The organism is Bartonella capreoli, assembly GCF_902813205.1.
GTDB classification, from domain to species: Bacteria; Pseudomonadota; Alphaproteobacteria; order Rhizobiales; family Rhizobiaceae; genus Bartonella; species Bartonella schoenbuchensis.
The window spans coordinates 212,428-224,974 of the sequence record NZ_CADDZX010000001.1 but is presented as its reverse complement, the minus strand read 5'-3'; the positions used below and the strand labels follow the sequence as shown (position 1 = coordinate 224,974).

Annotated in this window: 12 protein-coding genes and 2 pseudogenes; 7 read left to right on the top strand and 7 right to left on the bottom strand. The window is 34.1% G+C overall.

Features of this window, described 5'->3' with window-relative positions; all coding sequences use genetic code 11:
- Positions 1–123: 123 nt before the first annotated feature.
- The 6 genes from J7R05_RS00880 to ihfB form a co-directional block, all read right to left on the bottom strand.
- Positions 124–897: a Bax inhibitor-1/YccA family protein gene (locus tag J7R05_RS00880; RefSeq protein WP_182479942.1), complete on the bottom strand. Its 774-nt coding sequence runs from the start codon at positions 895–897 to the stop codon at positions 124–126.
- 965 nt (positions 898–1,862) lie between these two features.
- The gene (gene lspA / locus J7R05_RS00875) at positions 1,863–2,351 is read right to left on the bottom strand and encodes a signal peptidase II (RefSeq protein WP_208540786.1); all 489 of its coding nucleotides are present in this window, start codon (positions 2,349–2,351) and stop codon (positions 1,863–1,865) included.
- A 26-nt stretch (positions 2,352–2,377) separates the two neighbouring features.
- Positions 2,378–3,217, bottom strand: a complete 840-nt coding sequence (locus J7R05_RS00870; RefSeq protein WP_010703180.1) for a TrmH family RNA methyltransferase — start codon at positions 3,215–3,217, stop codon at positions 2,378–2,380.
- Positions 3,218–3,219: 2 nt separating this feature from the next.
- Entirely contained in the window at positions 3,220–4,152 is a 933-nt protein-coding gene (locus tag J7R05_RS00865) for a class I SAM-dependent methyltransferase (RefSeq protein WP_208540982.1), read from the bottom strand.
- A 154-nt stretch (positions 4,153–4,306) separates the two neighbouring features.
- Positions 4,307–4,618 carry a LapA family protein gene (locus tag J7R05_RS00860; protein WP_208540785.1) on the bottom strand — a complete coding sequence of 104 codons (312 nt, stop codon included), beginning with the start codon at positions 4,616–4,618 and terminating at the stop codon, positions 4,307–4,309.
- 8 nt (positions 4,619–4,626) lie between these two features.
- On the bottom strand, positions 4,627–4,905 hold the full coding sequence (gene ihfB / locus J7R05_RS00855; RefSeq protein WP_208540784.1) for an integration host factor subunit beta: 279 nt from the start codon (positions 4,903–4,905) through the stop codon (positions 4,627–4,629).
- Positions 4,906–5,099: 194 nt separating this feature from the next.
- On the opposite strand from ihfB, the gene lptC reads away from it, so the two are divergent.
- From lptC to rlmN, 6 genes and pseudogenes are all read left to right on the top strand, one after another.
- Positions 5,100–5,744 (top strand): LPS export ABC transporter periplasmic protein LptC, encoded by a 645-nt coding sequence (gene lptC, locus J7R05_RS00850; protein ID WP_208540783.1) that lies wholly within the window; start codon positions 5,100–5,102, stop codon positions 5,742–5,744.
- A gap of 114 nt (positions 5,745–5,858) precedes the next feature.
- Positions 5,859–6,428, top strand: a complete 570-nt coding sequence (locus J7R05_RS00845; RefSeq protein ID WP_246468194.1) for an LptA/OstA family protein — start codon at positions 5,859–5,861, stop codon at positions 6,426–6,428.
- 13 nt (positions 6,429–6,441) lie between these two features.
- Positions 6,442–7,236, top strand: coding sequence for an LPS export ABC transporter ATP-binding protein (lptB, locus tag J7R05_RS00840; protein ID WP_078689282.1), 795 nt, complete (start codon positions 6,442–6,444; stop codon positions 7,234–7,236).
- Positions 7,237–7,814: 578 nt separating this feature from the next.
- A complete protein-coding gene (gene ptsN / locus J7R05_RS00835; RefSeq protein WP_208540781.1) occupies positions 7,815–8,279 on the top strand; it encodes a PTS IIA-like nitrogen regulatory protein PtsN in 465 nt (154 codons plus the stop codon).
- Between the two features lie 868 nt (positions 8,280–9,147).
- On the top strand, positions 9,148–9,651 hold the full coding sequence (locus J7R05_RS00830; RefSeq protein ID WP_208540981.1) for an invasion associated locus B family protein: 504 nt from the start codon (positions 9,148–9,150) through the stop codon (positions 9,649–9,651).
- A 42-nt stretch (positions 9,652–9,693) separates the two neighbouring features.
- A pseudogene (gene rlmN, locus J7R05_RS00825) lies at positions 9,694–10,924 on the top strand (dual-specificity RNA methyltransferase RlmN).
- A 7-nt stretch (positions 10,925–10,931) separates the two neighbouring features.
- Here the strand turns inward: rlmN and J7R05_RS00820 are convergent.
- A complete protein-coding gene (locus tag J7R05_RS00820; RefSeq protein ID WP_078689284.1) occupies positions 10,932–11,576 on the bottom strand; it encodes a LysE family translocator in 645 nt (214 codons plus the stop codon).
- Between the two features lie 177 nt (positions 11,577–11,753).
- Between J7R05_RS00820 and J7R05_RS00815 the strand changes: the two are divergent.
- Positions 11,754–12,269, top strand: a pseudogene (locus J7R05_RS00815) (argininosuccinate synthase domain-containing protein).
- The last annotated feature ends 278 nt before the right edge of the window (positions 12,270–12,547 follow it).

Below are 12,547 nucleotides of genomic sequence, written 5' to 3'. Positions count from 1 at the left end.
TTAGTTGTTCAGTACACGTAAATATAATGCTAAAAGATTAGAAAATACGCGCTTATGTTAAAAACAAAAAAGCCCTGTTTCTTGAATGAAACAAGGCTTTTCAATAAAACAATAACTGTATAGTTAATTGCGATTTGAACCCAAAAATTGCAACAAGAAAACAAACATATTAATGAAATCAAGATAGAGATTTAACGCACCCATAATAATTTTACGACCACGCGTGTCATCTGCATCACCTTCATAATACATTAATTTGATAGTCTGTGTATTATAAGCTGTTAAACCCGCAAAAACGAGAACACCAATTACTGAAATAGCAAATTGTAAGGCGCTTGATCCCAGAAAAATATTAACGACCATAGCAAGTAATAGGCCAATCAACCCCATAAATAAGAATGATCCCATCGCTGTAAGATCACGTTTTGTAGTGTAACCATAAAGCGAAAGAGAGCCAAAAGCTGCAGAAGTGATAACAAAAGTCTGCACAATACTTTCAGGTGTGTAACGCAAAATAATTGACGACAATGAAAGGCCAACGAGCGCTGCATAACCAAAAAAGAGACTACGAGCAGCATTGGTACTAAGCGTATTGATTTTAAAACTAAGAAACAATACAGCAACAAGCGGCGAAAACATAATAACATAAGACAAAGGTGACGTATAAAATGTCACTCCAAATGATGTTAAGTAAACGCTACCATTAATTTGTGCAACTGCTTGATTTATATCTGCTGTTGTGGCCAATGATGCAATTATATAAGCAGCAGAAGCTGTAATAAGTAAACCAATGGCCATTGTGTTATAGACGCCCAGCATATAACTGCGCAATCCTTGGTCGATTGATGCATCGGCATGAGAAACAGACGCCGAACGTAAATTTTTGAAATCAGCCATAATAAAAAGTCCTTTAGCATATGTTCCGTCACGAGTTAGGATTAAAAGGTAAAAATTCCTTTTAATAACGTTACATAAGCCATTATTAAGCTCATATAAACGACCCTAAACGTTGCTGGTAAAATTCCAGCATACGCCTTTTCTATTATGGAGATTTATTTAAAAATTACAAGAGACTTTTATTGAAAGGAAAACTTACAAATTCGTAATGAAAGAGCACATCTTAACTGGAAATATTTAATTATTTCAAGGATATTTTAAAAGATTAGGAATCTATTTTATCAGTAGTTTGAATGAACAATTTTGCTTAAATAAATTTGAAAAGAATTAGCTATATTCAGTAATATTTATTAATGCGCATAATTTCAAAAACTTAATTAAGCACTTTATTTTTTTATGAATACTAAAGATTTTTCTATTTTGGGTGATTAACAATAATTCATAACTGAAGTACTATCCAAGCCAAATTTTGGTTGTCAGTACTTCAATAGCCAAAAGAGGCACTATTTTTATATCGTCAATTTTGCAAAAACAAATCAGAATAATCTAAACAGTAACAAAATCTGCTTTACTAATATCTCCGATATTATACTGTTCATTTGATGGCAATAAAGAACATCCTATGAGATGTTAGATTTTAACCTAAAGGCATTTTTTTCTATTAGCTTAAATCCGTAGTTATTAATCCGGTGTTAGTTTTCTAACAACGGCTTTATTATACATTAAAATACTACACAAAGCTGGAAGAAGCTTTAATAATATCGCGAACTAAAGAGTGAGTATCGAATTTTTCTATTGTAAATTAGGATTACAATTTTACTAAGCTCTGTAAAGAAAAAACAGTAGCAGATAGAATGTAAATACGTTGTGGGTTAACCTTATCAGTAGATAAAATAAGAGGTTATATTTATAGCAGAAATAGCTTCATAAATAATGAAGTAGTATATTATTTCTCGGAAGTATTATTATTGAGATAGCTTTTTTTTCGAAGCAAGAATACGGAATTCATCAATTAACACGGCAATGGATCCAAGTGTTATGAAAGTATCAGCGAGATTGAAAATAGCAAAAGAAAAGATGCCATCAATGTGGAATGATATATAATCAGTAACATAATGGAAACGAACACGATCAATAAGATTTCCAATTGCTCCACCAAGGATCAAGACAATACCAAAGTGTGTTAAAATTTTATCACGCTCGATATTTTTCCAAAACCATAAAAGGAAAATAATAATGATGAGCGTAAAAGCAATGATTCCCCAATGGGAAAAGGAAGAAAGAAATGAAAACGCAATACCAGAGTTGCGTACGTGGTAAAGCGAAATAAAAGGAAGAAGCGGAATTTTTGTTTCTAAAGGTATAGTCTGTATAACCCAAAATTTTATCGCTTGATCAAGTAAAACTGTAATAAACAAACCAGAAAAAAGGAAGGATAATGATTTGTGTGTCATATTTTGACCTCACATAAGTTCAAGTGTTAAATCGTGGGTTCAAGTGTTAAATAAGGACGGCGAATTTCATAAAGCATAACAGCTGTAGCTATAGCCAAATTAAGCGAATCGGCACGTCCATTTTGCGGAATGCGCACCAGTTGATCACAGCGATCAGCGAGGACATCTGGTAAACCTTGTTGTTCATTTCCCATTAAAAGTATAATAGGACCTTTTTTAAGATCAACACTACGATAATCAACAGATGTTTTGAGATGTGTTCCAATAATGATGCCTTTAAAGTGTGTAGACCAATTCAAAAAGGCGCTTTCACTAAAACGGTAGAGTGGTACGGAAAAAATTGATCCCATTGTTGCGCGTACTGTTTCAGGTGAAAAAGGATCTGTCGTTTCGCCAATCAACATAACCCCTTTTGCTCCCACTGCATCTGCAGTGCGGATGATGGTACCAAGATTTCCAGGATCACGTACGCGATCAAGTGCAATATAGACATCTTGAGTTAGTCCCTTTATCATTTCAATAGGGTGCCACTGTTGTTTAAAAATGCCAACAACTGTTTGCGGATTATCACGCCGGGTAATAGATTCCATAACTTTTTGTGAAGCTTTAATGACAAAACCACCATGAGCTACAGTACGTGCAGCTATATTTTCAATAACAGTGTTACCAACTTTATTTTTAGATAAAATAAGTGTTTGAATTGCCCAGCCAAGGTTTAAAGCATCAATCACCAGTTTAAGTCCTTCTGCCATGAAGACTCCATCTCTATTACGGTTCTTCTTTTGATTGAGTGCTTTAAGGCTTTTAATAATAGGGTTGCTAAGAGAGGTGATTTCTTTAACTTGACCTGTTTTTTGTGTATCCATGTTCAAGCAATCCAACGGCTAAAGAGAGAAGTAGAAAGAGCACGTCCAGCAGTTTCTTCACGCAAAATTAGTTCTCCTGATTCAATTATACCACCAAGATTTATCAATTCATCACGCATTAAAGTATGAAGTGCATAAAAAGAAGCACGAATAGTATAGGCTGTAAGCACGATGGATAATGGTTTATCAGATAAAAGGTTGCGACAATTTTTAATCATTTCTGGTAAATGGTCAAATAATTGCCAAACCTCACCATGAGGTCCACGTCCATAAGCAGGAGGATCAAGAAGAATTATGTCGTAGGTTTTTTTACGACGTAATTCGCGTTCAACGAATTTTACAGCATCGTCACAAATCCAACGAATGGAACGATCTGATAAGCCCGCTTTTTCCTGATTAGCTTTTGCCCAAGTGATGGCTTTTTTAGAAGCATCAACATGGGTAACAGTTGCACCTGCACGTGCACCAATCAAAGAAGCAACGCCTGTGTAACCAAAAAGATTGAGCAATTTGATAGGGCGCTTGGCTTTAATGATTTGTTCTTCCATCAAACGCCAATGAGCATCTTGTTCGGGAAAAACACCGACATGACGAAAAGAAGTAAAACGTCCCCAAAAAGGCAAACCATTCCAAAAAAGAGGCCATGTTTCATCAAGTTGTTTTTTTGGAAAATGCCAGCGACCAATACCCTCCTCATCTCGATTACCTTTGAAAATGGCATCAACATCGGTCCAATTTTCTTGTGGTAGAGCGGGTTTCCATAATGCTTGACCTTCTGGTCGGATAATGCGGTAAGAGCCGTAACGTTCTAATTTTCGTCCATTGCCAGAGTCAATTAAGGCATAGTCTGCACTGGGACTTGTTTCTAAAACAAGAGGTATTTTTTCTTGCGGGTACACACCATTGAAATGTGTTTGAAAGCATTTTGCAGACATATTTGGTGTCATAGTACTTTCTTTGCAAGAAGGTTTATTATGAAAGACTATTGAATTTCTAGAATAATGTGAAAATTTGAAATTAATTAAACATTATAAAAAAAGCAAGAATACCTTTAAGATTCATTGTCAAACACAATAAGGGTGAAATTCATTAAGGCGTCGTTATATTAAGGTTTTTAGCAATCGACGTCTTTAATTTCTCAAGCTCTGCTTTACTTTTTTTAAGAGCTTTACGATATTGACGTTGTATAAGCCAATGCACTGCGCTACTCAACAAAATACCAAGAGCAAGAAAAATAAAAAGCCAAACGAAAAAGGGAGCTTGATAAGTAAAATTTTCAGGATTAGTTCGAAAAGGATCAAGCGTTAAAGTAACAATTTGACGATTAGCTATAGTAAAAGCAATCAAAAAAATTGTAAAAGGCACCAAAATAATTGCCAAAAGAATACGTTTGGTTGTCATGAGTTTACTCATTTATTCAATCGATCCCGCAAATCTTTACCTGTTTTGAAGAAAGGAACCCATTTTTTTTCAACGACGACGGTTTCACCTGTTCGTGGATTACGACCATTACGCGCTGAACGACTTTTAACAGCAAAAGCTCCAAAACCACGAAGTTCAATACGGTCGCCATTAATGAGTGCTGTTGAAATTTCTTCAAAAATAGCATTTACAATATTTTCTACATCACGCTGAAGAAGATGTGGGTTATAACGAGCAATAATTTGTATGAGCTCTGATTTGATCAAAATAGCCTCTCTATTTACACAAAAAAGATTATATTTTACCAATTATACATTCCATATGCGCACGTTACGCATATAGATTAATAAAAACAGAATAAAACCAAGAGCAGTCAGATTGCAAGAAGCAAAATTTAAAAATACATATTAAGAGATGCTACAGATCGAAAAAAGTAGAGTATTTGAGAGATAAAACAAATATGACTATGCACAATTACCGTGAAGATTTTTCAATAAAATCGTCTTCTGATGATATTTTTAAGAAGGCATATCATCATTCGTGTCGAATCCGTTTATTAAAAGTCTTTTTACCTCTCGTGGCATTGATTATAGTGCTGGTTTTTTCTTGGTTTATATTTTTTTCTCTTTCTGCTTCCTCTGGTAGTGTGGTTTTAAAGAATGAAGATGATGAGATAGTAAAATTGATAATGGTTAATCCAAGATTAGAAAGCTATACAAGTTCTCACAAGCTTTATTGGCTTGAAGCGCAAGAAGCTTTTCAAGATTCTCTACATTCTGAGGTGGTTGGATTACAAGGTATTACAGCTGAGATACCTTCAGGCAAATTGGGGACAGCTTTTCTCCAGGCACAAAGTGGGACTTATGATCATATTAATAATCATTTAAAATTAGATAAGCCGTTTACAGTCAAAACACAGGACAATATGGTCGCACAGTTCATAGCTGCTGATATCGATTTATCTGAAAGCCAATTGAAAACCGATCAATGTGTACATATTAAACGTACAGGCTTATCTCTTAAAGCAAATACTTTGCAAATTCATGAAAAAGGGCAAAAGATATATTTTCAGGGTGATGTGCATTTAGTGATCGACAAACAGTAAATTGAAACCAACACGAATCTTTAAATGATGTTTATGAGAGATAAATCTGTACATAAACAAATGGGAAAATTGAGGGTAATTTAAGTGCAGCCAAGAACATCATATAAAAAACAAATGGGTTTATATTTGGCTTTAATCTTGGGAACATTAGGATTGACAATGGCTTGGGGACATGCTGAGGAAGCTCATTTCGGGATTAATTTATCAAATAGTAAAGAGCCCATAGAATTGCATGCAGATTCCTTAGAAATACGCGATAAAGAGGAAATTGCTGTTTTTAGTGGCAATGTTTCAATTGTTCAAGGTGAGCGGCTAATGCAAACATCACAATTAATTGTTTATTATGATAAAACACATAAAACAATTGATGAAAATAAGAAAAACATAGAGTCAACATCGCCTGTTGGTTTTGATGTAACAGGTATTAAGAAAATGGAAGCGTTGGGAAAGGTTTATATTAAAATAGCCACGCAAATTGCTACCGGTGATAAAGGTATTTTTGATAGACAATCAAATAGGATGATTTTGACAGGTAATAAAGTTGTCTTGAAAGATAATAATAATGTTGCGACAGGGTGCAAGTTGACAGTACATATGGAAAGCGGAAAAGCTTTTCTCGAAGGTTGTCAGGCGTTTGAGAAAAAGAATCGTGCTTCAATCATTTTAAAATCAAGTCAAAAATAGCTATTAAGATTTTATGCTTAAAATCAAAAAAACAAAACAAACAACGAGATATGATCTTGCAAGTGAGGCTTTAAAACAACCTTTAAAAGGAACTTTAGTTGCGCGTCATTTAGTTAAAGCTTATCGAGGAAGGCAGGTTGTTAAGGATGTTTCTTTTAATGTCTGCACCGGTGAGGCTGTAGGTATTTTAGGCCCTAATGGTGCTGGTAAAACTACTTGTTTTTATATGGTTACAGGTTTAGTTGAAGCCGATGGGGGGACAATTGAAATTAATGGGTTTAATGTCACCCATATGCCGATGTATCAACGTGCGCGTTTGGGTATTGGATATTTACCACAAGAAGCATCTATTTTTCGCGGTCTTTCAGTAGAAAATAATATTAAAGCTGTTTTGGAAGTGATCGAAAAAGATCGCTTTAAACGTCGTGAAGAATTGGATGCACTTTTATGTGAATTCAAAATTGATCATTTGCGCAAAACACCAGCTATTTCTTTATCTGGGGGTGAACGACGGCGACTTGAAATCGCACGTGCTTTAGCTTCACGCCCCAATTTTATGTTGCTTGATGAGCCATTTGCAGGAATTGATCCTATTGCTATTTCTGATATCCAAAGACTCGTTCATCATTTAACTCAACGTGGTATCGGTGTTTTGATAACCGATCATAATGTGCGTGAAACATTAAATCTCGTTGATCGTGCTTATATTATTCATGAAGGACAGGTGTTAATTGATGGTTGTCCGAACGATATTATCAATAATGCTGATGTCCGCAGAATTTATTTGGGCAATCAGTTTTCTCTTTGATTATTTTAATGTGCTATAGAAGATCAAATTAAATTTAAAAGATCATAACTGTAAGAAATAAGATGCTGCTTTCAATCAATTGCATCTTTACATACGTCAAACCAATTACAAAATTGTACGCATAGCTTTTATAGAGTAGTTGAATGTATTTTATACAGCTTTGTCGTTGTCATTAGTTGTTTTTTAAGCCATATGCTAATACTCCAAATGAAAATACCACTTTAGCTCAATATGTATGCGGTATTATGCAGCTTATTGTGAGAAAGAGAACAATTTTCCAAGGGTTACAAATCAACTATAACAATTGAAAAGTTAATAAAGATGATGATAGCTATTGCTAGAGTGGGAATTAATTTTTGGTTGACAAGGTAGTCTTATTTTTGTTTTCCCAATGTTGTTGAGAGCAAGCTGCACGTATTTATCATCAAATTAATAGTGATATTAGAAAGATAATTCATAGCTATTATGAAAAAATAGCGTACGTAAGATATTGACAGAAATCGACAAAAATTCTTAAAAATTAATACTATTTTGGGATTTGTAAATAAGTATTTAAGCGTAAAAAAAGGAAATAAATTATGAATTTGAATGAGTTAATTGCACCAGAAGCAATTATTCCGGTGCTTAAAGCAAATTCGAAAAAACAAGTCCTGAAAATTTTAGCTGAGAAAGCTAATGAGTTAACAGGCCTTAATGAGCGTATGGTTTTTGATGTTATTTTGCAGCGTGAAAAATTGGGATCAACTGGTGTGGGAAATGGTATTGCGATCCCTCATGGGAAATTTCCTAATATTGATCGAAATATCTGTATCTTTGCTCGTCTTGAACATCCAGTTGATTTTGAAACTTTTGATGATGAACCTGTTGATCTTGTTTTTCTACTCTTAGCACCAGAGCATGCTGGCACGGATAATTTGAAAGCTTTGTCACAAATTATGCGTATTTTGCATTATTCTGACGTTATTGACAAATTACGCAATACACATGATGTTGACGCACTTGATGCTTTATTACTTCAACATTTAACATTAAATGCAGCCTGAGAGGCAATATTGGTACATATATATGTATTATGGTAGAAGTAATCGAAGACTGAATATGACATAATTTATGTTAAAGTAATTAATCTTAAAAAAAAAAGATTAATATCCTGATAGTCTCTTTTGTAAGTATTTCAAAATTAGAAGGCACATAATATTTAATAATTTTGCGATATTTCTTTTGAATAAGCAAAATAAGGAAAAGGCGTAAAATAGCATCGCGCACAAATCTAAAAGTTGGCCTTAGTTGATAAGGAATGTGATGCCTGATCTTTAAGCATACTCTAATAAGTGAACTAAAGTGTTCGTATTTCGTGTATAGGCAAAGAGTTGATCAATATAGAGACAAAACTACTCTTGTATTTTTATGCGTGTAGATCCAATTTTTAATATCGATTAATGATAACGACAAGATTTTAAAATTCAAAATTTCCCACAAAAATATGTTTTTTCAAAGTTGTGTAATAATTCATTTGTATACAGTATAATTCTTACAATTTGTTGCTTAACGATTTGACAATGTGTTTATTTTTTGTTCTATTTTGCAATCAAATTATCAAACAGAGTAAGGTATATTTTTATTTTAAACGGCAGAAATATACTCGTTTACGAAAACATAAGTTCTTTATGCAAAAATAAATTTGACGAAATGAAATCAGAGTGTTGTCTTTTTATCTGGTTATAAATAAAAAAATTTATATTCTATAAAAGCCAAAAGGCTACACTAGAATGAAAGGCTTATTTTAATTAGAAGCCTTATTTTATTGTTAAATAATTAACAACAATAATGCTAAATATTTAGCCAGCCTTTGTTAGGCTTCATTAATAAAAGAATTTTGTTAAAGAGAATAAAGAAGTGAGCTAAATGAAGATGTTAAAAAAGACTTTTATCACTACGTCTGTGATGATTCTAGCTGCTGCTGGGATAACATGGGCACAAACGCCAAACCGCCTAAATCAATTTGAAGCTTGGGGAGCTTATTCTTATAAATCATCAGAAAATACAGTTTGTTATGTGTTGTCAGTACCTTTAAGTGCGCTTCCAACAACTGTTAATCATGGTGATAATTTCTTTTTGGTCACTAAACGTTCTGATTCACCTGTTACATTCGAACCACAATTTATGGCTGGTTATACACTTAAAGAAGGGTCAAAAGTTACTGTGACTGTTGGGGATAAGGATTTTGACTTTTTTACAAAGGATTCATCAGCTTGGTTAGCATCATCGGAGATGGAAAAACAGCTTGTTTCTGCTATGCGTTCAGGTAAAAATATGGTGGTAAAGGCGATCTCAAAACGGGGAACGCATACTACTTACACTTATTCCTTAAAAGGGGTGACTGCTGCGTTAAATATGGCACAAAAATGTCATTAAAGCACCTATAATTTTAAAAATAGCTATATAAACTGGAAATCGATGGCTATTTTATATGATTTTTCAACCAGGTGGTGCATGTCAAGTGCTCAAAGTAAATGATATTGTGATAAAGGAGAGGTCTAAACTATCCTTAATTGGCTTATCGCATGATGAAATGGTGCAAGCTTTAGAGGCAATTGGTGTGCCAAAGCATCAAACGCGTATGCGCGTACGTCAACTTTGGCATTGGCTTTATGTGCGTGGTGTTTCACATTTTGATGAAATGTTAAATATTGCCAAGCCAATGCGCAGAATGCTTCAAGATCATTTTTCTATTACGCGTCCAGAAATTGTTGAAGAACAAAAATCAAACGATGGAACATGTAAATGGCTTTTGCGTTTCCCAGCGCGTGGTGCTGGAAAGCCTGTTGAAATTGAGACGGTTTATATTCCTGAAGAAGGGCGCGGTACTTTATGTATTTCATCTCAAGTAGGGTGTACATTAACCTGCTCTTTTTGTCATACAGGAACACAGACACTTGTTCGTAATTTGACAGCTGAAGAAATTTTGGCGCAATTATTAGTTGCACGTGATCGTTTGGGTGATTTTCCTGAGAAAAATACACCTGATGGTGCAGCCGTTTCAATCGAAGGGCGCAAAGTCACCAATATTGTTATGATGGGTATGGGTGAGCCGCTTTATAATTTTGAAGCGGTCAAAAAAGCTTTATTGATTGCATCTGATGGTGATGGACTTTCTTTATCGAAACGGCGAATCACACTTTCAACAAGTGGAGTAGTTCCTGAAATTATACGAGCCGGAAAAGAAATTGGAGTTATGTTAGCAATCTCTCTTCATGCTGTACATGATGCATTACGAGATATATTGGTACCAATCAATAAAAAATATCCGCTTACTCTGTTAATGGACGCTTGTCGTAATTATCCTGGTCTTTCTAATGCAAAACGAATTACATTTGAATATGTTATGCTGAAAGACGTGAATGATAGTTTGGATGATGCTAAACAATTAGTACAATTGCTTAAAGGTATTCCTGCTAAAATCAATTTAATTCCTTTCAATTCATGGCCGGGAAGTCATTATCAATGTTCTGATTGGGAACAAATTGAACGCTTTGCTGATGTCATTAATCAAGCAGGTTATGCTTCACCCGTTCGGATGCCGCGTGGTCGTGATATTTTAGCTGCCTGTGGACAGCTAAAATCAGCTTCAGAACGCTTACGTAAATCTGAGCGATTGCACTGCGAAAATACAACTGGGGATGAATAAGCTTAATTTAGTGCGCTTTGATGATAAGTAGGCGTAAAGCAAAAATAATGAAGATAGCGGCAATAAGCCAATTGAGCATGCGAATATAAAAAGGGTTTTCTTTTAAACTCGTGGAAAATTTGTTGGCCATAAGAACCAATAAAATTGTAATGGGTAAAGATATAGGGATATAGGAAAGCCCCAAAATAAACAATTTTTGTTTGACCATAGGGTCATTAACATCGATAAATTGAGGTAAGAAAGTCATATTAAAAAGAATAACTTTGGGATTTAAAAGATTAATTCCAACTCCTGCAAGATAATTACGTTTGAGGCTTTGATGTTTTGGTGGGGATGTTTGTTGTAGGGAAAATGTTGAGTTTTTTAACAATGTTTGAAAAGCAAGCCATAGAAGAAAGAAAGCACCAACAATTCTCAGAAGAAAAAAAGCCCTCGGTGAGGTGACAATAAGTGCTGATAAACCAATAGCCACAGCAGTAACTTGAATGGCAAAACCCGTTGCACTACCAAAGGCACACATAATCCCAGCTTTTTTATTTTGTGCAATGGTCCGTCCCACTGAAAGCATCATATCAGGTCCTGGGATAAGCGCTAAAATCAAAGATATTAGAGCGAATTGTACAAAAATGGGCCATTCAGGGAAAAATGACATTTAAACTTCCTTTATATAAAGAGATTGCTATAATATAAGACTTTTCACATACACATTTTTTTAAGCTTTTTCATTCTTTTTTGCATCCTTTTAATATTGTTTAAGGGGAATTTATTTTGATTGTTTGCATGGGGTTGATTTCTGAATAAAAGAAGGAAAATAATGTAGAGCTTTAAAATGAAAAAATGGCAAGATATTAAGAAAGTTGTTTTAGTTTATTCAGGGGGATTAGATACGTCAATCATTCTTAAATGGTTACAAAGCAAACTCGGTGTAAAAGTTGTAACTTTTACAGCTTGATTTGGGATAAGGGGAAGAATTAGAGCCTGCACGTTTTAAGCCAAAATGCTTGGTATTAAAGAAATCTATATTGAAGATTTGCGTGAAGAATTTGTACGTGATTTTGTGTTTCCAATGTTTCGAACAAATGTAGTTTATGAAGGGGTTTATCTTTTGGGGATATTAATTGCTCGCCCACTTATTTCAAAATATCTTATTGAAATTGCTAAAGAAATAAGTGCAGATGCAATTGCTCATGGCGCAACAGGAAAAGGGAATGATCAAGTACGTTTTGAACTTTTTGCTTATGCTCTTGGCCCCAATATTAAAGTTAAAGATGTTGCTGGCTTTATTAAATTAAATGCTTTACGCTTACGCACATTAGCAATGCGTTCATCAAAATTACGAAAATAATAAAAAACTACTTTAATATTTTTTCTGGAAAAATAACTTTTAGACAAAATATTTAACAAAGTTTTTATTACTCATTTTCACCAACAACAGGTACGTTATTTGTCTATGTTGTCTTCAATATGAAAGGATTTGTTTTCTTTTGGAGTAAGTGTAGTAGGGTCAAGTTTAAAATGACGACACTTAAAAAAGCCAATTAAAATATAAAAGCAAGGCTTATTGTGAAGTAATAAAATGAGATAAAAGAATTTTGCTACTTTTAACTTTGCTATTATTGACGA